Genomic DNA, 20,528 nt, shown 5'->3' on the forward strand with positions numbered 1-20,528 from the left:
TCGCCCTGGCCTGGCTGCTGGATCTGGCACCCAACATCCTGCTGATCCCGGGCCCGCGGACACGCGCGCACTTGGACGACAACCTGATGAGTGCCGGTGTGGTGCTGGGTGATCAGGCCCGCACCGAGCTGTCCCGGGCCTTCCCCGCCGGCGGACCGGACGGGATCCGGGATCGGATCGGTGAACCTGGACGCCTGCCACCTGGCCACATCGCCCGATGTCCACTTTGTCACTTACGCTGGATTTGTGGCCTGGTGGTCCGGTCGGCCCGCGCAGAGGTGCAGCGCGGATGATCCCGGGTGAAGTGACCAGGAAGGAGACGAGCCGTGTCCGCAAGCCCAATGGACGTCGTCAGCACGTGGCTTCAGAACCTGCTTGACCCTGAAGCGGTTCACCGCCTCGTCGCTCCCGATGCCACGTACGTCTCGCTGAACGCCGAGGACGCCGAACTCAAGAAGATCCTGCCGTGGACCGGAACCTCTCAGGGCCCGCAGGCCTTCCTGGACAACCTCGGCGGCATGTTCACCCGTTGGGAGAACCAGGCGTTCAACGTCACGACGATGTTCGGCTCCGGCGAGAACGTCGCCGTGTTCGGCGATTTCCGCTACAAGTCGCACTCGCTCGACAAGGTCGTCACGTCCCCCTTCGCCATGCTGGTGAAGGTCGTCGACGGGAAGGTGACCTACCTCCAGTTCCTGGAGGACACCTACGCGACCGCGGCCAGCTTCCGCAAGGAAGGCACCTGGACCGTCCAGACGCTGCTGGAGGAGCAGCCGTTCATGGTCTGACTACCCCTCACCCCGTCCGCCGGACACCATGCGTGACCCGTGTCCGGCGCAGAAGGACAGGGCGTGGCGAGTCGGCGCCCGATTCGTCCGCCGGTCGGATAGAACCAGGTGACAGGCAGACTGCGAAGGACTCCGAGATGACCGCCGGTTCCCCCCTCCAGACCCTTACCCTCGCCCAGGATCTGACCCTCACCCGCATGGGATACGGCGCCATGCAGCTGGCCGGTCCCCGCGTCTTCGGACCGCCGAAGGACCGCGACCAGGCCGTGGCCGTGCTGCGCGAGGCGGTCGCGCTCGGCCTCACCCACATCGACACCAGCGACTTCTACGGCCCGGCCGTCGTCAACGAGCTGATCAGGGAGGCGCTGCACCCCTACCCCGACGACCTGCACATCGTCACCAAGGTCGGCGGCCGGCGCGACGAGCAGGGCGGCTGGTTCCCCTCGCACGACCCCGCGGCCCTCAGGTCCCAGGTGCACGACAACCTGCGGCACCTCGGCCTGGACACGCTGGACGTGGTCAACCTGCGCACTCCCACGCAGGAGGGGATCAGCGACGCATCCGTCGCCGAGTGGTTCGGCACCCTGGCCGAACTGCGCGACGAGGGCCTCATCCGCCATCTCGGCCTCAGCGGTGTCACCGCCGGCCAGCTCACCGCCGCCCAGGCCGTGGCCCCGGTGGTCACGGTGCAGAACCTGTACAACCTGACCGACCGGACCGACGACGCCCTGGTCGACCGCTGCGCCGCCGAGAACATCGCCTACGCCGCGTTCTTCCCCCTCGGCGGCTTCACCCCCTTGCAGTCGCGGACCCTGACCGACGTCGCCGAACGCGTCGGCGCCTCCGGCCAGCAGGTGGCCCTGGCGTGGCTGCTGCAGCGCTCACCCACCATGGTCCTCATCCCCGGCACGTCCTCGCCGGACCACCTGCGCGAGAACGTGGCAGCCGCCGAACTGGCACTGCCGGCCGACGCGATCACCGCACTCGACGCGATGGCCGCCTGAGCCTGCGGCTTTCATCAGCTCAGCCCCGGTCCGGCGGGCAGGGAGAACGCGCGGCGCCGGTGACGGTATGAGGGGGCATCAGCTAACCGGCGCGATTCCTCGCTGACGCCCGGCCTCGCCGCCTGGGAACATGACCGGTACGGGCCCCACCGCACCGGAAAGGTCACCATGAGCCGCAAGCTGTACTGGCGCCCCGGGAGTGTCCACCCGGAGAACGAACTCCCCGATGCGCTCAAACGCGAACTCGCCCCGCCGTACTGGGGCCACGACGGCGCTGCCCGCGACAGTGCCCCGCACCAGCTCACCGAGGAGCACATCCCTCAGCTCCAGGCGCTGGCCGACCGCGGCATCGACGGTGCCGACGCCCTGATCACCGCGATCCGCGAGCACGACAACCGCATCGTGGTGTGGATCTCCGGCCCCCTGACGAGACCGCTTAAGGGACGCTGATCGGCCGGAACCGCGGCAAGGCCAGTGGGCCGACAGCTCGCCGATCGCCACCGCCTTGATCGTCGGAACTGCTCTGGAGAGGTGAGGGAGTTCCGCACCCTCCACGTGATCACCGCATGCCCGTACGGGCTCTCACGTGCCCGTGCGAACCGGTCCCAACCCGGCGTCGGCGCCGCCCACCGCGTTCCCGTGCGGGTGCAGCCGGTCGGTGAGGAACGCGAGGATCTCGTCGCGGGCCCGGACCGTGGGGTGGCCGGCCTCGTCGACGAAGTGGGCGGTGACGACGCTGTGCGGGGTGCCGACCACGTGCGCGAAGAAGGGCGGCGGGGCCGGGTTGGCGGCGCTGTCGGGCAGGACCCGCCCGTCGAAGGCGTCGCCGAGCAGGGCGCGGTAGGCGGCGAAGCGCTGCCCCGTGCACCAGCGGTCGCCCTCGAACCGGTAAGCCAGGACGGTGAGTTCGTCACGGTCGAGGCGGTCACGCACCGCCCGGGCGTCCGCCGGGTCGAGTTCGAGTCCGGCCGGGTCGTCGAGCGGCAGCGACGGGTGGTTGACCACCGGGGCGATCACCGCCGGCTCCAGGGCCATGGTCAGGGCGAAGTTGCCGGTGAAGCACAGGCCGATCGCGCCCACTCCTGGCCCCCCGCATGCGGTGTGGGCCTGTCGCGCCAGGCCGCGCAGCCACACCGTCACCGGGCTGGTCCCGCCGCCTGCGAAGGCGCGGAACTCCGCGCTGACGCAGGCGCGGCGGACGACCTCGCGGCCGCCCTCGGCCGTGGGGAAGACGCCGTCCGTCCCGAACAGGGAGGGCACGTGGACGGTGAAGCCCGCGTCCCGCACCCAGCGCGCGAGCCGCAGTACGTCGGGACTGATGCCCGGCATCTCGGGCAGCACCACGACCGCGGGCCCGGTCCCGGCCACGTACACCGTCTTCTCCACACCGTCCACCGCCACGGTACGGCGGGCGAAGTCGGTGATCGGATCGTCGTCGCTCATGGGGCCAGCCTCGTCCCGGGCCAAGGGACCGGGCGAGAGGCGGGATCGCCAAGGGCAGGGGTAATCTCGCCACACGTACGGGCGGCAGCGGTTCGCGGTGGGCGGCCCGGGCCGAGGACATCGGGGGTACGGGAGTGGTGGGGGCTGCGCGGCAGGCGGAAGACGCGGGCGCCGGGCCCGGTGTGCTGCGGGTCGGGGTCCTGGCGTACCCGGGCTGCTTCGCGTCCGAAGTGTTCGGTGTCCCCGACCTGTTGACGATGGCCGGGCATGTCGCCGGACCGGACGCGCCGCCCGGGTACCAGGTGTCGATCGTCTCGCCCCGCCGGCGGGTCACCGCCTCCGGCGGCACGAGCCTGGACGTGTGCCCCGTGCGCGAGGTCGACGTCCTCGTCGTCCCCGGCTTCGCACTCTCCCCGGACACCGACCTCGACGCCTGGCTCGCCCGGCTCTCGCCCGAGATCGCGGCGATCCGGGCACAGGCCGCCACCGGCACCGCGGTCGTCTCCCTCTGCGTCGGCGCGTTCCTGCTCGCCCAGGCGGGCCTCCTCGACGGGCGCCGGGCCACCACCTCCTGGCTGCACGCCGCGGAACTGGCCAGGCGCCACCCGAACGCCGACGTGCGGCCCGAGCACCTGGTCGTCACCGACTCCGGGGTGACGACCACGGCCGCCTTCAGCGCCATGTACGACTTCGCGCTGGACCTGATCCGCCGGCACGACGGCGTCCGGGTGGCCCGGGCCACCGCACGGCTGGCCCTCGTCGACGACGCGCGGGCCTCCCAGACGCCGTATGTCGACGCGCGGCTCCTCCCGCAGCCCGGCCGGGACTTCTCCCAGCGGGTCATGCGGCGGCTCGACCAGAACCTCGCCGAGCGGTACGACCTCGCCGCGCTCGCCGACGCCTTCCAGGTCAGCACCCGCACGCTGCTGCGCCGCTTCCGCGAGGAGACCGGACGCAGCCCGCTGGCCCACCTGCAGGCCACCCGGGTCAACCGCGCCCGCCATCTCCTGGAGACCAGCGACCGCACGGTGGCCGCCATCGCGGCGGCCGTCGGCTACCAGGACCCCGGCACCTTCGCCGCCCTCTTCGCCCGCCACACCGGAAGCCGCCCGAACGCCTACCGCGCCGCTTTCCGCCGCTCCCCCCTGGCCACCGTCCCCGAGGCATAGAGAAGACGACCACCGCCACCCGGAAGTGCCCGGCCACGTCCGGCCTCGTGGGCGAGGGGCGGGAACCGCCGGCCGGCGCGCAGGAGTTCGCGGAGTGCGGTGATCGGACTCGGCGGTGCGTGCGCGCCGGGCGTCAGGCGGGGGTGTCCAGCGGGTTGGCGGCCGTTCTGCCGGCCAGGCCCGAACGCACCGCGGCAGCAGCGGAGGCGCCGGGTTGCCGCGCGGCTTGGGCCCGGAAGCACGCCAGGAACTGCTCGGTCACGTTCATCGTTGACGGCGCCGTGTCCGGCACGGAGCTCACCGCCACCGTGACGGTCACGGACTGACTCCGGTCGAAGTCCCCCAGGCCACCGGGCAACGCTCGTCCGAGGGCTGTGAAGGCACGTTCCGGGTCGACCCGGCACAAGCGCGCTCCCGCGCCTGCGCCATCGGGAACGCTGCCGCCACGGCTACGGCGGTGTTGCCCGGTCGGCCGGTCCGGCCGGCGGGGCCTCGGGGGCGGCGAGGCGGCGCAGGGCGAGTGCGGCGAGCAGCGCGGCGCCGTCCGGGAGGATCGCGTCGTCGAACTCCGCGTCCGGTGCGTGGTTTCCGGGGGCGGAGGCCGGGTCGCAGCCGGCGGGGCAGGCGCCGATGCCGGTCATCACTCCGGGCACCTCGGCGAGGATCCGCCCGATGTCGTCGGAGACCAGGGCCGGGCGGGTGGTGCGGACGAACCGCTCGGGGCCGAACAGGTCGGTGACGGCGGCCCGGACCCGGTCGGCCTCGGCGGGGTCGTTCACGGTCACCGGATACCCGGGCGTGTAGGTGATCTCCGCGGTGACCCCGTGGGCGGCGGCGATGCCGTGCGCGGTGTCCGTGGCGATCGTGGCGAGCAGGGCCAGTGCGGTGTCGGACAGTGCCCGCAGTGTCGCCTCCAGCCGGGCCCGGTCGGGGACGATGGTGGGCCCGGTGCCGGCGTGCACACTGCCGACGGTGAGTACCACCGGGTCGAACGGGTCGAACCTGCGGGCCGGCAGGGCTCCCAGCGCGGTGACGAGTGCGGCGAGCGCGGGTATCGGGTCGTGGGCGCGGTGCGGCCAGGCGCCGTGGCCGCCGGTGCCGTGCAGGGTGGCGGCCAGGGTGCCGTTGGCGGCCAGGGCGGGCCCTGCGGTGTTGCTGAACTGCCCCACGGGCGCGGACGCGGAGCTGTGCAGGGCGTAGGCGGCGACCGGACGGCTGCCGGTGGTCTCCAGCAGCCCTTCGGCGAGCATCAGCCGCGCCCCGTCGTGGCCCTCCTCGCCCGGCTGGAACATCAGGAGGACGTCGCCCGCGAACCGGTCGCGCCGGGCGGCGAGCAGGTGGGCGGCGCCGACCAGCATCGCCGCGTGCTGGTCGTGGCCGCAGGCGTGCCGCGGTCCGCCGGGGAACGGCAGCGCGTCGAGGTCGGCGCGCAGCAGCACGGTCGGTCCGGGCCGCGCACCGGACACAACGCCGACCACCGAGGTCAGCGCCGTGCCGGTGTGCAGGGTCAGGCCCGGTCCGTCGAGCGCGGACAGCACGGCCTGCTGGGTGCGCGGCAGGTGCAGCCCGGTTTCGGGGTGCGCGCCGAGGGTGCGCCGCAGCCGGTCCAGGCCGAGCGAACGGGCCTCCTCCACCAGCTCGTTCACCGGGCGGCGCCGTCGCGCAGGGCGGGCAGCACCGTCTCCGCGATGCGGTAGGCCTCCTCCAGGAGCGGGTTGCCGGACAAGATGAACGTGTCGACGCCGAGTTCGCGGAACTCCTGGAGGCGTTCGACGACCTGGGCGGTGCTGCCGACCACGGCGGTGCCAGGCCCGGGGCGGAACAGGCTCATGCCCGGCCACAGGTTGGGGTGCTTCTCCAGTTCCCTGGCGTGCTCGGGGACGCGTCCGCCGTGCTGGCGGAACTGCCGTGCCCAGCCTTCGCCGTCGTTGCTCTCCGGGTCGCCGAGCATCCTGCTGTAGGTGGCCCGGCTGGTGACGTCGAGCAGCCGGTCGGCGGCTGCCCACGCCTGGTCCTCGGTGTCCCGGACGATGAGGTGCAGCCGCAGGCCCAGGCGCAGTTCGCGGCCGTGGTGGGCGGCCCGCGCGCGTACCCGGTCCAGTTTCTCCTTCAGCAGGTGCGGCGGTTCGCCCCAGGTGAGGTACACGTCGACGTGCCGTGCGGCCATCTCGATGCCGGGTGCGGAGGATCCGCCGAACCACAGCGGGGTGTGCACGCCCCCTTGGAGGGGCGTGAGTTCGCGCAGTGACTCGCCGGCCCGGGTGAGTTCGTAGAAGCGGCCCTTGTGGTCGAACACCTCGCCGGCGGTGAGGCGTTTGACGATGTCCCAGTATTCGGCGCTGAGTTCGTAGCGCTCGTCGTGTTCGAGGTGCAGTCCTGCCTGGCGCAGCGCCTCCGTCGAGCCGTTGACGACGTTGAACCGCAGCCGGTCCGGGCCGAACAGGTGGGTGAAGCTGAGCGCCATCTTGGCCAGCATCGTCGGGGAGATCAGCCCGGGGTGCACGGCGAGCAGCGGTTTGAAGCTGGGCCGGGTGACGGCGGCGACGGCGCTGGCGAGCGGCCATACGTCGTACAGGTCGGTGGCGAACAGTGCGCCGTCGTAGCCGAGCCGGTCCACGGCGATGCCGAGCTGCTGGAGGTAGGCCAGGTCGATGCTGCGGCGTCCTTCGGGCTCCCAGGGGTAGGCGCCTTCACGCGGGATGACGTACCAGAGGACTTCGGGGCTGGACACGGTCACTTCTCCGGGGTTGCGGCGGCGAGGACGGGCGCCGCGGCGGCGTCCAGGCCGGGGTGGCGGGCGTCGGCGACGGTGATCGGGCGGGGCAGGAATCCAGTGGCGGCAAGGATGTCGGCGGCCTCCTGCTGCTCGGCGACGAAGGCGTCGGAGACCGGCTCGATGCGCCACGGCAGCGCGGCCAGGGCCTCGCGCCAGTCGGCGGCGGTGCCGCCCTGGTCGGCCGCGGCGATCGCGGCGGCTTCGTCGAGGTGGCCCGCGGCCCAGTCGTCCGCGGCCTGAAGGGCGGAGACGATCACGGCGATGAGCTCGGGCCTGGTGTCGGCGACGTCGCGGCGGGTGAAGAACACCGAGCGGTCGGCGATCACGTCGCCGGCCTCGGCCAGGGTGCGGACCCGGCCCTCGCGCCGGGCGGCCGACAGTTCGGCGCCCTGCCCGACCCAGGCGTCGATCCGGCCGTCGAGCAGCTGGGCGTAGGAGTCGGCGGCGGAGCGCTCGGCGGTGATGTCGGTGCCGTAGGACAGGCCGTGGCCGGTGAGGGCCTTGCCGACGAAGTGGGTCTGCCAGGATCCGATGGCCAGGTGGATGGTGCGGCCCTTGAGGTCGGCGACCGAGCCGATGCCGCTGCCGGCGCGGACCAGCAGGGCGCCGTGGCCGGGGCGCGGTGCGGAGACGGCGGCGTACACCAGGTCGTGGCCGGCGGCCTGCGCGGACAGCGGCGGGGTGGAGCCGGTGCCGCCGAAGTCGATCGTGCCGTCGGCGAGGGCCGCTGCGGTCCTGAGGCCGCCGATCTGATGCCAGGCCACGGTTTCACCGAGGGGGCGGAGGGCTTCTTCGAGCAGGCCGAGCCGGGACAGGTGGTACAGGGACGGGTTGGCCGGGTGGACGCCGACGTTGACGGTCATGCGGGGTACTCCTTGGCGGATTCGTTCGTGGGGGCGGACGCGGGGACGGCGCCGCTGCCGGGCGCGTCGCTGCTCTGCGGGCCAGGCGCGGACCCGGGTCCCGGTTCCGGGGCGGCTTCGGTCGCGGGCGGTGGGCCGTGGACGCCGAGTTCGGTGAGCAGCCGGGTGCGCAGGGCGGCGAAACGGGGGTCGGCGCTGTCCCTCGGGTGGTCGATGGCGATGGTCTCGTCGGTGGCGAGCCGCCCGTCGCGCAGGACCGCGACCCGGTCGGCGAGCCGGATGGCCTCGTCGACGTCGTGGGTGACCAGGAGAACGGCGGGCCGGTGCCGGCGGCACAGTTCGCCGACCAGGTCGTGCATGCGCAGCCGGGTCAGGGCGTCGAGGGCGGCGAACGGTTCGTCCAGCAGCAGGAGTTCCGGTTCGCGGATCAGCGCGCGGGCCAGTGCGACACGCTGGGCCTCGCCGCCGGACAGCGTTGCGGGCCAGGCGTCCGCGTGCCCTTCCAGGCCGACTTCGGCGAGGGCGCGGCGGCCGGTCTGCCTGGTCCGCGGCCCGCGCGGCAGTGCGACGGTGACGTTCGCCAGGACGCGCTTGGACGGCACCAGCCGGGGCTCCTGGAAGACCACGGTCCGGCTCTCGGGGACCAGGACCGTCCCGGCGTCGTGCCGGTCCAGTGCGCCGAGGATCCGCAGCAGGGTGGTCTTCCCGGTGCCGCTCGCACCGAGCAGCGCGAGGAACTCGCCCTGGGCGATGTCGAGATCGAGGCCGTCCAGGACGTCACGGGCGCCGAAGGTGCGGCGCAGGCCGCGGATCCGGACGGCGGCGCGGCGGCCGCTGGGCTCCGGCGGGGATGCGGCGCCGGCTCCGGGCGCGGTACCGGTGGTCCCGGCGGTGGGGGTCCCGGCGGCGCCGGTCTCTGCGGCGGTGTGCTCGGGCCGGCCGGAGCCGGTCAGGGTGCTGCTCATCGGGCCGCCCCCTGGGTGCGCCACGGCATCAGCAGCCGTTCCAGCACGCGGGCGGTGCCGTCCGCGAGCAGTCCGATGAGGGCGTAGATGAGGATGCAGACGGTGAGGATGTCGGTGCGGGAGTACTCCTGCGCGGTGGACATCAAGTACCCGATGCCCGCAGTGGAGTTGATCTCCTCGGCGGCGATCAGGGCGATGACGCTGAGCGTCATCGACAGCCGCAGTCCGGACAGCAGCGCGGGCAGCGCCCCGGGGAGCACCACTTCGCGGACTAGGGCCAGCCGTCCCATGCCGAAGCTGCGCATGGCCTCGACGAGCTTGCGGTCGGTGTTGCGCACGCCGCCGGCCGCGGAGACGTACATGGGGAAGCTGGTGGCGACCGCGATGAGCACCACCCGGGCGGTCTCGCCGATGCCGAACCAGACCATGAACAGCGGCACCAGGGACAGGAACGGAATGGTGCGCAGCAACTGCATTGAGGAGTCGAGCAGTTCCTCGCCGAGCCGGGAGAAGCCGGTGATGACGCCGAGCACCAGCCCGGCGCCGGCGCCGAAGGCGAGGCCGAGCCCGGCCCGGGTGAGGGACACCGACAGGGCGTCGCCGAGCTGGCCGCTGCTCCACAGTTCATGGAAGGCCGAGAGGACCTGGCGGGGCGAGGCGAGGAGGGACGGGCTGAGGGTTCCGGAGGCGGACGCCCAGATCCACACCAGCAGCAGCGCCAGCGGGCCGAGCAGCCGCAGCCCGAGGCTCAGTGCCCGGGGGCGGGGCCGCGCCACCGTGGGCCGCGGGGCGACCAGTCCCGGGGCCTCCGGGTCGGTGGACGTTCCCAGCGGCGGCACGGGAACGGCGTGCGGGGCGGCGGTGGCGGTCACTTGGCCTCCGCAGGTGCGGCGGTGATGTCGATGATGTGCGGCGTGACGTCGAAGACGCCCTTGGTGATCTTCTGATCCGCGAAGAACCGCGCGACGGTGGCGAAGTGCGCGAGCTGCGCGCCGCCGATGGGCTGCGCGGTGCCGCTCGCCTTGTCGATGGGCAGTTCGACGGCCTTCTGCGCCGCGCTGACGGCTTCGGGGCCCGAGGTGGTCTTGACGTTGAGGTACGCCTCGGGGTTCTGCTGCTGCTTCAGCCCGGCGTCGTGCAGGTAGGTGTACAGGGCCTTGACGACCTCGGGGTGCTGCTCGGCGAAGCCGTTGCGGACCGCCCAGACCGCGTAGTTCTCGGAGCCGACCTGTCCGCCGGTGGTCAGGAAGCGGGCGCCGGAGTTGGCGATGGCCGGGACGGAGTACGTCGCCCAGGTCGACCATGCGTCCACCTGGCCGGAGTTGAAGACCGGGCCGATCTGGTTGGGCTGCAGGTAGACGCGCTTGACCTTGTCCACCGGGATGTGCTGCTGCTGGAGCGCCTTGAGCAGCAGGTACTCGCTGGTACCGCCGTGCCAGACGGCGACCTTCCTGCCGACCAGGTCGCTGATGCTGGTGATGCCGGAGTCCTTCTTCACCAGGATTCCCTCGCCGAGTTCGTCGGGGTCGACGGCGGCGAAGAGCTTGAACCCGGGGCTCTGGGCGAGCGCGGCGATCGCGGAGGTGATGGAGCCTTCGGCGAAGTCCAGTGCGTTGGCGTCGAGTTCCTGTGCTGCGGGGGCGAACGCGCCGGCGGTGCCGGTCCAGGCGACCTTGGCGTGCACGGTGGCGAGTGCCTTGTCGAGCGAGCCGTCCTTGCGGGCGAGGGCGAGGACTCCGGAGTTGCCGCCGTCGGGGATGCGGACGGTGACGGTGGCGCCGCCGGCGGCGGTGTCGGTGCGCGCGGATGTGGTGGAGGAGCAGGCGGCCAGGCCCAGGGCGGCGAACACGGCGGTGGTGGCGAGGGCGAACTGTCGGACGTTCACGGGGATCTCCAGGAAGGGGCCGGCCAGGGCCGGCGCGGGGTTCAGGCGGTGGTGGGGGCGTACGGGGCGGGGACGGTGGCGTCGGCTGCGGCGGCCCGGGCGGCCCGCAGTTCATGGGCGCGGCGCAGCGGTTCGGGGTCCGCCCACGCCGCGACGTCCACCGGGTCCGGCAGGAAGCGGTGCGCCGACAGGAACCGCTCCTGCGCGGCGAGCAGGTCCAACCGCTCCTGGCTGAGGTCGAGTTGCAGGCTGCTCGCGGTGCCGTCGCGGTAGGCGCCGGCCACTCCCTCCGGGCCGGCGCCGGTCTCGGCGCCGAGGATGCGGGGCACGTCGCCGGGATGGGCCGCGGCCCAGTCGGCGGCGTCGAGCAGCACCGCGAGGAAGCGCGTCACCAGGTCGGGGCGGTCGTCCAGCAGCCGCTGGTGGACGGTGATCGGCCGCGGGGTGCCGTTGTTGATCCGGGCCCTGCGATCGGGCACGGCGTCCAGGTCGATCGCGACCTCGGCGCCGTAGCGGCGGGCGGTCTCCACCGCGACCGCGCCCTTGACGTAGACCGCGTCGACCACGCCGTCCCGCAGCGCGGCCAGTTCGCCCTCCCACTGTCCCTGCGGCGCGCCCGGCACGTCGACGAGGTGCGCGTCGTCCAGGGTGAGTCCGGCCAGGCCGAGCGCACCGGCGTGGCCGTGCAGCGCCATCGCCCGCCAGAAGTCGATGGGGATGTCATGATGTGGGACGGCGAGCCGCCGCCCGCGCAGTTGCTGCGGGGTACGCAGGTCGCTGCCCTGCCGGACGAGGATCGTCTGCCGCTCCTCGATCCAGGTCAGTGCGATCACCCGCGTCTGCTCACCGCGTGAACGGGCCCACAGGGCGGGGACGTTGCCGCCTTCGCGGAACAGCGCGGTGAGTTCGTGGGTGAAGTGGCTGCGCGGCAGGCCGCCGGCGGCGCCGCGCCCGGCGGCGTCCCGCAGCGAGCGCACCGCGATGCCGTCGGGGGCGAACTCCGCGGTCAGGGTGCCCCGGTCGGCGGCGATGCCGGTGGCGGTCGGGACGGGGCAGCGGGTGAACCAGATCTCGTCCGGAACGGACATGGGTGCTCCAAGCGACAGGCATGGGGAGGGCGGGGCGCGGGCGGTCCCGCGGCGTCGGGAGGGGCGCGGCCTCGTGGGAACGCGCGGGGTCGCCGACGGGAGAAGCCGTGTGTGCGTGTGCGGGATGGGGCGGGGCGGGGCGGGGCGGGGTCAGCGACAGCTGGCGCCGCGGGACCGGCCGAGGTCCAGGTACAGCCGGGCGGAGAGCAGCGGGCGGAACGGGCTGAGCAGGCCGGGCGTGATGGTCACGGGGCGCTCCCTTCCGTTCCGGTGCGAGGCATGGCGTCTGCCGGCGGCGCATGCGGCGTGCGTGCGGTCTGCAACGGAGGCTGGCACACCTTTTCGACTCGCGGCAACATCTCCCACGATGTGGGACACCGCGGGAGGCAATGTTCACGTCGGGAGACACGGCGCAATGTTCCGGCAACAGTTGCCAGAACGTGGCGGCCTCCGCATGCTTGGGGCCATGACGACGGATGCGCGCGCCAACGTCGCCGGCGCGCCCCCGGGGGCCCAGGCGGTCACCCGCGCACTCCGGCTGCTGCACTGTTTCCGTGACAACGCGGGCGAGTTGAGCGCGTCCCAGCTCGCCCGCCGGATGGAGCTCTCGCCCTCCACGGCGCACCGGCTGGCCCGCACATTGGTCGCGGCGGGCTTCCTGGAGCAGGACGCGCACACGGCCCGCTACCGGCTCGGCCCGTCCGTCGCGGAACTCGGCCAACTGTCCCTGCACCAGAGGGGGATGCACCGTGCGGCGCCGGAACTCGACGCGTTGGCGCGGACCACCGGTGCCACGGCCGACCTCGCCATCCGCGACGGCGGCCATGCGGTGATCCTGGTCGGCGGTTCGGTGAACGCGGCGTCCGGTCTGGGCCTGCGCCGCCCGCTGCACTCCACCGCGCTGGGCAAGGTGCTGCTGGGGTGGGCCCGCCCCGGCGGGCGGCAACTCGACGAGCTACCTCCGCTGCGCGCGCACACCGACCGGACCATCACCGAACTCGCCGACTTGCGCGCTGAGTTGGAGCGGGTGCGGGAGGCGGGCTACGCCCTCAACGAAGGAGAGTCCGCATACGGTGTGCGCACGGTCGCGGTCCCGGTACTGGACGCCGCGGGCCACGCGCACGCGGCACTCGCGGTGCGATCGACGCCCGACGCCCTCACCGACGAGCGGCTGCCGTGGTTCGTCGCGCGGGCCCAGTCCTGCGCCCGCGCCCTGGAGGTCCTGCTGCTGCCCCCGTCCCAGCGGCACTCCCCCACCGACGCGGGCTGACCAGTTCGGAGGGTTCCCGGCCCTGGCCGTCGAGGTGGCGGCCGGCGGTCAGGCGTCGGGGTCGACTTCGGGGTGCGTGAACCGCACGGGCTTGCCCAGCGACCGGGCGTAGGCGATCTCGGCTCGGGTGCTGTCTCCGACGTAGTCGCCGACCACGAGCACCTCGTCAGCGAGCCGGATCTTCGCCCGGTGCAGATCGTCGAGTCGAACCTTCAGCGCCTCGGCCTCGGCGGGATCGGACCAGAGTGCGTGCGGCGACTTCATGTCACAGCCCGGTTTGACGACAATCCTTCCGGCTGCGGTCTCCCGCAGATCGGCCTCGGTCATCTCGGCCATGAAGCGGGTGGAGCCACAGATCACGACGACAGGCGGGAGGCCGAGCTGCTGCTTCGCGTCGGCGAGCTTCTCCTCGGGGGTGAGCAGTTGCGGGTGCGACACTGGTTTCTCCTGGTGGTGTGGGCCTAGTAGGGAACCGACCCGCACCAGGTCTGGGCCCAGGCGGAGGCCCCGTACTTGTTGGCCGCGCGCACCGCGACACAGATCTCGTCGCCAGAGTACGGGTCCTGGATCGTGTAACTGGTGTTGCTCGTCGAGTAGACGGTGTCGATGCTCTTCTTCGTGTAGTTGCTGCCCTTGTTGGTGTAGTGGATGTCGTAACGGGTCGCCCGGGACACCGCGGACCAGCTCAGCCTGACCGGCATGGTGCACGCCCCGACACAGTAGTTCGGGTATTCGATCTTGTAACTCTTCATGGCGGGCGGCACGGAGCCAGAGGACGTGCCGGACGAACCGGACGAGCTCCCGCCGCCCGTGCCGCCGGAGCCCGAGGACGAGCCGCCTGAGCCTGACGAGCCTCCCGACTTCGAGCCCGAGGAGCCGGACGACGAGCCGCCGGGGGCGGTCGAGGTCCCTGCTGACGGACCGGAACTCCCGTCGTGGCTCCCTCCTTTGGGCTTGCCCTTGCCGCTCCCGTCCTGCGCTGCCTTTCCCGTGGAAGGCGAACCGCTCGGGCTGCTGGGCGAGTTGCTGACGACAGGGGTGGAGGTCGCGCTGATGCCGGGCGCCTGGGCGTGCGCTCCTCCGCCGTCACTGCTCCAGGGCTGGAGCACCGCCAAGGTGCCCCCGCCGGCGCCGAGAACGAGAACGACGGGCAGCGCGATGACCGTCCGGCGACGGGGGCGTCGGTCACGCTTCTCCTGCGTCCCCGAGCTGTCGGCCGCCTGGATGACGACGGGCGGCTCGGCCTGCTTGTGCAGGCCGACGGTCTCCCGATCCGCGGCCTCCTCACGCAGCAGCACCTCGGCGTCGAGCAGCCGCGCGGCCTGCTGTGCGAGGTGCGCGACCACGTCGGCGGGCAGCCACGCCCGCCCTGCGGCCCCCGCCCCGGCTTCCTCGGGCCGGTCCGCCAGCAGTACGTCCACGCCGGGCCGCTGCTCGACGTCCTTGGTCAGGCACCGCGCGATGAGCGATCGGAGGGCGGGGTCGTCCACTCCCTCCAGATCCGGCTCGTCCTGCACGATCTGGTACATGACGGAGTGCTGGTTGCTCGCCCCGCGCCCGAAGGGCATCTGCCCTGTCGCCGCGTACGTGAGCACGCACCCGACGGTGAACACGTCGCTCCCGGTCCCGGCGCTCTGTCCGCGAATCTGCTCCGGCGACATGAAGCCGGGCGATCCGACCACCATCCCGGTACTGGTGAGCAGCGAATCGACGGAGGTCTCCAGGGCCCGCGCGATCCCGAAGTCGATGACCCTGACGCCGTCCACGGTCAGCATGACGTTCGAGGGCTTCAAGTCGCGGTGCACGATCCCCGCGCCATGGATGTCCTTCAGGGCGCGCAGCAGGCCGTCGGCGAGCGCGTGCACCGACGCCGCGGGCAGCGGGCCGTGCCGACGGACGACTTGCTCCAGCGACAGCCCCGGAACGTACCCGGTCGCCACCCACGGGGGCTCTTCGTCGGGCCCGGCGTCGAGCACCGGGGCGGTGTACCGGTCGGGGACGCGTCGCGCCGCCCCGATCTCGCGCCGGAACCGCGCCCTGAAGTGGTCGTTGGACACGTGCTCCTCGTGCACGACCTTCACCGCGACGGTGCGTCCGCTGTCCGATCGCGCGAGGAACACCCGCCCCATGCCGCCTGCTCCGAGCCGGCCGAGCAGCAGATACGGCCCGATCCTCGTCGGATCGAAAGCGGTGAGGGGCTTGATGCCCCCCTCGGTGTCGTCCTCCCGCTCGCTGCGCCCGTCCCCGCTCGCGCCGCCCATGCCGGTATGGCACCCCCGCACTTGTTGCACCTGGTGATCAACTCAACGCCTCAGACAATAGAGGTCTTTGACGTTCCTGATGAAGCCGACGCCCGGAGCGGCAAGGACGGTTCCGTCCACGCGGTGGCCGGGCCCCGGCCGAGGCTTGTCACCGGCTGGCCCTTGCTGCATCACCTCGAAGGGTTGACGCCCTGTGCGAGCCCGGCCAGGGAGATCGGCGAACCGAGGATCCGCTCCGCGGCGCGATGGCCTGAGTGGAGCGCACCGTGGACGGTGGACGGCTCGCGCCCCCACGTCGCTTCTCCCGCAAAGTGGAGAACGCCGTCAACGGGTCCTGCCATCGCGTCATGATCGGCGTGCGAGGAGCCGACGGCGACGTAGGAGTACGAGCCGAGGGCGAGAGGATCGATGCCCCACCGGGTGATCCAGTGCGCCACCGGCCTGGGAACAAGGTCGCCGTAGATCTTGCGGAGGGAGTGGAGCACCGACGAGACCACCTCCTCGTCCGTCTTCTGCTCGATCTCCCGCCCCCAGGCACCTCCGGCGAAGGTCAGGAGCATCGGCTTGCCGCTCACCGCGGAGACGTCGTACCAGGAATGCCAGGGGACGCTCGCCTGGCCGTGCTGCCGGATTGCGTAGATGCCGTCCTGCCAGAACCGGTCGGGAAACTGGAGGAAGACCTTGTTGAACACGCCCATTCCGAGGCGGGCGATCGGTCCCGCAACGGAGTCGGGCAGAGCGGGCGTGAACTCGATCGCCCCGGCTTTGAGCACGCCCAACGGCACCGTGACGATCACGTGGGCCGCCTCGAAGGAGCCGTCCTGCGTGTCGACCCGCACGCCTGTGGCCGACCTGGTGACGGCGGTCACGGTCGTTCCCAGACGCACGTCAAGGCCTTCCGCGAGAGCCCGCGGAAGCACGTCGTAGCCACCGGGGAAGATCACTTCGTCACCTTCGATGGCATCCTCGTCGAGGGCGTGGGCGGCGACCTCTTCGGCCTCTGCGCCGCACTGCTCCTCCGTGCGATGCCGGTAGAACGCGCGGACCCGTTCGGCGCGTTCGGGTTCCCATCCCGTTCTGGCGAGAGCGCGCTCGGCCGCGGCGGCGTAGCTCTCGTCGTGACCGGAATCCGCGATGGTCGTCTGGAAGAGGTCATCTGCCGTGTCGACATCGACGGTCCATTGCCGGGCCGCTTGGTCGTCCAGCAGGCGCCGCGACTCGTCATAGTCGGCGATCGGCCGCCCGCCGGCCTGGAAACTCCCCACCGTGAACTCGTGTGTCTCCATCGCCAGCGCGGCGACAAGTCCCGTGAGGGGGTTGCCGGTGAGGCCATGGATCCATGAGGCGCCACGGTCCACGCAGAATCCAGCCGTGCGGTCCGTCCGAATCCGCCCTCCGACGCGGTCTCGCGCCTCCAGCACGACCACACGTTGTCCTGCGGCGTGCAGCAGTCGCGCCGCGGTAATGCCGGCAATTCCCGCACCGACGACGATGGTGTCCATCATCTTCTCCCTTCCAGGAGTCCTGAGGTCGGATCTGGGTGTCGTAGTTGGTCGAGCGCCCGGTCGAGCATGTCGGCGTAGAAGTCGGCCGCGGTGGTGTCGATGCACAGCGGAGGCTTGATCTTGAGGATGTTCAGATGATCGCCGGTGGGCTGGACTATCACGCCGAGGTCGAGCATCCGCTCGCACAGCTCCGCGGTCTCTTCCGTGGCGGGATCGAGCGTGTTCCGGTCCCGGACGAGTTCGAGGCCGAGATAGAGGCCCGAGCCGTGGACTGCGCCGATGACCTCGTGGCGGTCGGCGAGTTCCTGCAGCCGGCTCCGCAGGTGGCCGCCGACGCGAACCGCGTTGCCCTGGAGGTCCTCGTCGCGCAGGGTGTCGAGGACGGCGAGACCCACGACGCTGGAGACCGGGCTGCCGCCGGTGGACGAGAAGAAGTAGCCCTGCTCCTGGTAGCGGTCGGCAACCGCCTTGGAGGTGATGACCGCGCCGAGGGGATGACCGTTCCCCATGGCCTTCGCCACGCAGACGATGTCGGGGACGGCCTGCTGCTGTTCGAAGCCCCAGAACCAGTGGCCCAACCGGCCGTAGCCGACCTGGACCTCGTCGGCGACGGCCAGGCCGCCGTGCCGGCGGACCGCGGCGTACACCTCGGCGAGGTACCCGTCGGGCAGCGCCACTCCCCCGGCATTGCCGTAGAAGGTCTCGCTGAGGAACGCGCCTGGCGGGCGGCCCGACGCGGCGAGTTCGTCGATCACCGCAACTGCCTCAGGTGCGTAACACACCGCGTCCGGCCCGCGGTGCCGACCGCGGTAGGAGTTGGGCGAGTCCACGGTGTGGACCCAGTCCGGGCGGGTGGCAAGGGCGTTGGGGTTGTCCTGGAGTGAGGTGGAGACCGCGTCGGAGGCGTAGGTCCAGCCGTGGTACGCCTCGCGCAGCGCGACGACATCAGGCTGTCCGGAGGCGCCGATGGCCAGACGGATGCCCAGGTCGACCGCCTCGGAGCCCGAGTTGACCAGGAACACCGTGTCCAGCGGATCGGGCAGCAGGGCGGCAAGGCGCTCGGTGAATTCGACGACCGAGGCGTAGTGGAAGCGCGAGTTGGTGTTCAGTCGCCGCAGTTGCTGCGAGACCGCCTGCTCGACGCGGGGGTGGGCGTGGCCCAGCGGGGTGACATTGTTGACACCGTCGAGATAGGAGCGGCCGGCGGTGGACAGCAGATGGTGCCGCCAGCCGCGTTCGATGCGGGGCGGATCGTCGTAGTAGTGCTCCTGCACGGTGGCGAACACGGCGTCGCGCCGGTCGAGCAGGTCCACGGGCGCTTCGGAGCCCTTGTCCGGTAGGCCGAGGAGCGGGGACGGGTCTGCGGTGAGCGCCAGCCACCCCGCTGCGTATTCGGGGCGTACCAGCGCCGGCACGAGTGGGCTGTCGGCCTTGCGCAGGCCGACATGGACCAGGGCTCCGGCCGGGAGCCGGACGAGGTCGTCCCCGGCCTGGATCAGCGCCCCCGGGGAGACCGCCGGTCGGACCTGCGGGGGGAAGGACAGCGTCAGGACCTGCGCGCCGTAGGCGATCTGCACCTGCCCAGGCACCGCCGTAAGTGCCTGTCCCGAGCCGGGGGCCTGCAGCGTGCCGGCCCGGCCGAGTCGCAGATCGATGCCCGTGGCCACGGTCGCGGGAGAGACGGCGGACAGGGCAGGCGCCGCGGTGAGCCGCGCCTGCGCATACCGGGTGGCCACCGCGGCGGCGCCGGCGGCGAGCGCGGCGGCCGCCAGCCGGTCCTCGGCATCCGTTTCGAGCCAGGCGCCGCGGTCCATCGTCTCAGCGTCCGTGGACAGGTCGAGCAGATGCAGGTCCGCGTCCGCCAGGCCGCGCAGCAGCGGCTGCTGGGGCGCCTGGGCGCGAACGGGATCACCGGCCAGGCCGATCGCGTCCTCGACGAGGTGGGTCATCACGGGAGCCGGCAGGAGCGTGGCCTGTTCGAAGATGCGCCATTCGCGGTCGAGCGCGGCCCTGGCGTAGGCGTTGTCCCCGTCGACAGCGGCCTGGTGCCGCCCGCTGACGACCAGGCCGGCGGCCCGCAGCACCACGAGCGGCCACAGCGCCTGCGCTTCCGCCGGCGAGAGCGGCCGCAGCTTGTGGAAGGCCCGGACGGCGGGCAGCACGTGATGCGGCTCGGCACCATCGTGGTGGAGCATCGACGAGATCGTGACGGCCAGTTCGCTGACCGCCCAACTCACGGTCGTATCGCCGAAGTCGATGACTCCGTCGGGCATCGGCAGACGGCTGAGGGGAGAACGGATCAGGTTGTCGTCCGTGAGGTCCAGGTGAACCGGCTGCGACGGCAGCACCGGTGCGAGCTTCTGGACCCGCGTCCACGCATCGGCTGTCGCGGCTTCGACGGAAGCACGCCGCTGGGGCTCCTCGATGTGCCCGAGCAGCTTGGCGACGACGCGGTCGGCGTACCGCAGGTCCCACTGCAACACGCGCTCCAGCCCCGGGTGCCGGAAGTCCCGCAGCGCGGTGCTCACCTGGGCGGCGGTCATGCCCATGGCCGCCACCGTGCGCGGGGACAGGTGCCGCGGGCCGGAGAGCGACCCGCCGGGCAGGTACTCCAGCAGGCGCGCGATGACCGGCCCGTCCTGGGTGTCCACGGTTGTGCGACGTGCGGCACCGTCAGGGCGGCGCAGTACGGTGGCAACGCGCAGTTCCGGGTGGGCCGCGGCGATCAGGTCGGCGGCGGTGTCCTGGGCTTCGATCTCCAACGGGCCGAAGGCCGGATGTGCGATCTTCAGGACCGCCAGGGCCGGCCCGTCGTCCGCGTACAGGAGGAAGTTGGCGTCCTGCTGGCTGCCCAAAGCCTTGGCGTGCGCGCTGATGTCCAGGTGTTCGGCAGCAATACGCTCTGCCTCGGCCGCTGTCACCTGCGGTGCGGGAAGCGAGCCTTCGGCGAAGAAGTCGATCGTGCGGTGGGCGTCGTGCGGCATGCAGGGTCCTCGGGCTGGTGGGTGGAGCACGATGCGGATGGGCGGGGCCGGGACCGACGGGTGCCTCAGTCGACGTGCCACAAGAAGCGGTGGGTGTGAATCGCGAAGTACGGGAAGTTCTCCACGGACGCGACTCCCTCGATGGGCCGTACGACGTCGTTGATGAAGTCCAGGACCTCAGCGGGGTTGCCGCACACCACCTCGACGAACAGATCGAAGCCACCGGCAGTCAGGACCGTGTACACCACTTCGTCATGCCGGGACAGTTCGTCGGCCACCGCCCGGGAGTCACCGTCGACGCGCAGGCCCAGGAGCGCCATCGTCGACCGCCCCATGGTCATCGGATCGGTCACCCCGACGACCTGGACCGCCTTGCTGTCGACCAACCGTTGCAGTCGCAGTCGCGCGGCCGACGGCGACAGTCCCACCTTCGGTCCCAGATCGGCATACGGAATCCGGCCGTCGACCTGTAGCTCCCGCAGGATGGCCCGGTCGATGTCGTCCATGAAGCACTTCCCGTCTTCCGC

The 20,528-nt window shown here is 72.1% G+C and carries 20 protein-coding genes; 6 read left to right on the forward strand and 14 right to left on the reverse strand.

Features of this window, described 5'->3' with window-relative positions; genetic code table 11:
* The first annotated feature begins 14 nt into the window (after positions 1-14).
* The 4 genes from ACH4TG_RS07810 (at position 15) to ACH4TG_RS07825 (ending at position 2,242) form a co-directional block, all read left to right on the forward strand.
* Entirely contained in the window at positions 15-293 is a 279-nt protein-coding gene (locus ACH4TG_RS07810; protein WP_398241673.1) for a hypothetical protein, read from the forward strand.
* A 33-nt stretch (positions 294-326) separates the two neighbouring features.
* Positions 327-788 carry a nuclear transport factor 2 family protein gene (locus ACH4TG_RS07815; protein WP_398241285.1) on the forward strand — a complete coding sequence of 154 codons (462 nt, stop codon included), beginning with the start codon at positions 327-329 and terminating at the stop codon, positions 786-788.
* Between the two features lie 137 nt (positions 789-925).
* On the forward strand, positions 926-1,792 hold the full coding sequence (locus ACH4TG_RS07820; protein WP_398241286.1) for an oxidoreductase: 867 nt from the start codon (positions 926-928) through the stop codon (positions 1,790-1,792).
* A gap of 168 nt (positions 1,793-1,960) precedes the next feature.
* Positions 1,961-2,242: a hypothetical protein gene (locus ACH4TG_RS07825; RefSeq protein WP_398241287.1), complete on the forward strand. Its 282-nt coding sequence runs from the start codon at positions 1,961-1,963 to the stop codon at positions 2,240-2,242.
* A 132-nt stretch (positions 2,243-2,374) separates the two neighbouring features.
* On the opposite strand, the gene ACH4TG_RS07830 is transcribed toward ACH4TG_RS07825, so the two are convergent.
* Positions 2,375-3,235 (reverse strand): dienelactone hydrolase family protein, encoded by an 861-nt coding sequence (locus ACH4TG_RS07830; RefSeq protein WP_398241288.1) that lies wholly within the window; start codon positions 3,233-3,235, stop codon positions 2,375-2,377.
* A 137-nt stretch (positions 3,236-3,372) separates the two neighbouring features.
* Here ACH4TG_RS07830 and ACH4TG_RS07835 point away from each other — a divergent pair, with 137 nt between their 5' ends.
* Positions 3,373-4,404: a GlxA family transcriptional regulator gene (locus ACH4TG_RS07835; RefSeq protein WP_398241289.1), complete on the forward strand. Its 1,032-nt coding sequence runs from the start codon at positions 3,373-3,375 to the stop codon at positions 4,402-4,404.
* A 133-nt stretch (positions 4,405-4,537) separates the two neighbouring features.
* On the opposite strand, the gene ACH4TG_RS07840 is transcribed toward ACH4TG_RS07835, so the two are convergent.
* From ACH4TG_RS07840 to ACH4TG_RS07875, 8 genes are all read right to left on the reverse strand, one after another.
* Positions 4,538-4,723: a hypothetical protein gene (locus ACH4TG_RS07840; RefSeq protein ID WP_398241290.1), complete on the reverse strand. Its 186-nt coding sequence runs from the start codon at positions 4,721-4,723 to the stop codon at positions 4,538-4,540.
* Positions 4,724-4,853: 130 nt separating this feature from the next.
* On the reverse strand, positions 4,854-6,050 hold the full coding sequence (locus ACH4TG_RS07845; RefSeq protein WP_398241291.1) for a M20 family metallopeptidase: 1,197 nt from the start codon (positions 6,048-6,050) through the stop codon (positions 4,854-4,856).
* Positions 6,047-7,141, reverse strand: a complete 1,095-nt coding sequence (locus ACH4TG_RS07850; RefSeq protein ID WP_398241292.1) for an LLM class flavin-dependent oxidoreductase — start codon at positions 7,139-7,141, stop codon at positions 6,047-6,049. Before ACH4TG_RS07850 ends, ACH4TG_RS07845 begins: the two co-directional genes overlap by 4 nt.
* Entirely contained in the window at positions 7,138-8,043 is a 906-nt protein-coding gene (locus ACH4TG_RS07855; RefSeq protein ID WP_398241293.1) for an ABC transporter substrate-binding protein, read from the reverse strand. The genes ACH4TG_RS07850 and ACH4TG_RS07855 overlap by 4 nt, the downstream gene beginning before the upstream one ends.
* The gene (locus ACH4TG_RS07860; RefSeq protein WP_398241294.1) at positions 8,040-9,008 is read right to left on the reverse strand and encodes an ABC transporter ATP-binding protein; all 969 of its coding nucleotides are present in this window, start codon (positions 9,006-9,008) and stop codon (positions 8,040-8,042) included. The genes ACH4TG_RS07855 and ACH4TG_RS07860 overlap by 4 nt, the downstream gene beginning before the upstream one ends.
* Positions 9,005-9,838 (reverse strand): ABC transporter permease, encoded by an 834-nt coding sequence (locus tag ACH4TG_RS07865; RefSeq protein WP_398241674.1) that lies wholly within the window; start codon positions 9,836-9,838, stop codon positions 9,005-9,007. Before ACH4TG_RS07865 ends, ACH4TG_RS07860 begins: the two co-directional genes overlap by 4 nt.
* 38 nt (positions 9,839-9,876) lie before the next feature.
* A complete protein-coding gene (locus ACH4TG_RS07870) occupies positions 9,877-10,893 on the reverse strand; it encodes an ABC transporter substrate-binding protein (protein WP_398241295.1) in 1,017 nt (338 codons plus the stop codon).
* A 41-nt stretch (positions 10,894-10,934) separates the two neighbouring features.
* Positions 10,935-11,981 (reverse strand): ABC transporter substrate-binding protein, encoded by a 1,047-nt coding sequence (locus ACH4TG_RS07875; protein WP_398241296.1) that lies wholly within the window; start codon positions 11,979-11,981, stop codon positions 10,935-10,937.
* 466 nt (positions 11,982-12,447) lie between these two features.
* Between ACH4TG_RS07875 and ACH4TG_RS07880 the strand changes: the two genes are divergently transcribed.
* Entirely contained in the window at positions 12,448-13,251 is an 804-nt protein-coding gene (locus tag ACH4TG_RS07880) for an IclR family transcriptional regulator (RefSeq protein WP_398241297.1), read from the forward strand.
* A gap of 48 nt (positions 13,252-13,299) precedes the next feature.
* Here ACH4TG_RS07880 and ACH4TG_RS07885 read toward each other — a convergent pair whose 3' ends face one another.
* From ACH4TG_RS07885 to ACH4TG_RS07905, 5 genes are all read right to left on the reverse strand, one after another.
* Positions 13,300-13,689: a hypothetical protein gene (locus ACH4TG_RS07885; protein WP_398241298.1), complete on the reverse strand. Its 390-nt coding sequence runs from the start codon at positions 13,687-13,689 to the stop codon at positions 13,300-13,302.
* 23 nt (positions 13,690-13,712) lie between these two features.
* Positions 13,713-15,512, reverse strand: a complete 1,800-nt coding sequence (locus ACH4TG_RS07890) for a protein kinase (protein WP_398241299.1) — start codon at positions 15,510-15,512, stop codon at positions 13,713-13,715.
* A 170-nt stretch (positions 15,513-15,682) separates the two neighbouring features.
* Complete coding sequence (locus ACH4TG_RS07895; protein ID WP_398241300.1) at positions 15,683-17,014, reverse strand: flavin monoamine oxidase family protein; 1,332 nt, start codon at positions 17,012-17,014, stop codon at positions 15,683-15,685.
* Positions 17,014-20,001: an aminotransferase gene (locus ACH4TG_RS07900; protein ID WP_398241301.1), complete on the reverse strand. Its 2,988-nt coding sequence runs from the start codon at positions 19,999-20,001 to the stop codon at positions 17,014-17,016. Before ACH4TG_RS07900 ends, ACH4TG_RS07895 begins: the two co-directional genes overlap by 1 nt.
* A gap of 65 nt (positions 20,002-20,066) precedes the next feature.
* A complete protein-coding gene (locus tag ACH4TG_RS07905) occupies positions 20,067-20,507 on the reverse strand; it encodes an Lrp/AsnC family transcriptional regulator (RefSeq protein WP_398241302.1) in 441 nt (146 codons plus the stop codon).
* Positions 20,508-20,528: the final 21 nt, after the last annotated feature.

Source organism: Streptomyces sp. NPDC020917 (assembly GCF_044333795.1).
Classification (GTDB): Bacteria; Actinomycetota; Actinomycetes; order Streptomycetales; family Streptomycetaceae; genus Actinacidiphila.

Coding starts and splice junctions, on each gene's coding strand:
- ACH4TG_RS07820 (WP_398241286.1), top strand. CDS start 926: ATGACCGCCGGTTCCCCCCTCCAGACCCTTACCCTCGCCCAGGATCTG.
- ACH4TG_RS07825 (WP_398241287.1), top strand. CDS start 1,961: ATGAGCCGCAAGCTGTACTGGCGCCCCGGGAGTGTCCACCCGGAGAAC.
- ACH4TG_RS07830 (WP_398241288.1), bottom strand. CDS start 3,235: ATGAGCGACGACGATCCGATCACCGACTTCGCCCGCCGTACCGTGGCG.
- ACH4TG_RS07855 (WP_398241293.1), bottom strand. CDS start 8,043: ATGACCGTCAACGTCGGCGTCCACCCGGCCAACCCGTCCCTGTACCAC.
- ACH4TG_RS07860 (WP_398241294.1), bottom strand. CDS start 9,008: ATGAGCAGCACCCTGACCGGCTCCGGCCGGCCCGAGCACACCGCCGCA.
- ACH4TG_RS07875 (WP_398241296.1), bottom strand. CDS start 11,981: ATGTCCGTTCCGGACGAGATCTGGTTCACCCGCTGCCCCGTCCCGACC.
- ACH4TG_RS07880 (WP_398241297.1), top strand. CDS start 12,448: ATGACGACGGATGCGCGCGCCAACGTCGCCGGCGCGCCCCCGGGGGCC.
- ACH4TG_RS07890 (WP_398241299.1), bottom strand. CDS start 15,512: ATGGGCGGCGCGAGCGGGGACGGGCGCAGCGAGCGGGAGGACGACACC.
- ACH4TG_RS07895 (WP_398241300.1), bottom strand. CDS start 17,014: ATGGACACCATCGTCGTCGGTGCGGGAATTGCCGGCATTACCGCGGCG.
- ACH4TG_RS07900 (WP_398241301.1), bottom strand. CDS start 20,001: ATGCCGCACGACGCCCACCGCACGATCGACTTCTTCGCCGAAGGCTCG.
- ACH4TG_RS07905 (WP_398241302.1), bottom strand. CDS start 20,507: ATGGACGACATCGACCGGGCCATCCTGCGGGAGCTACAGGTCGACGGC.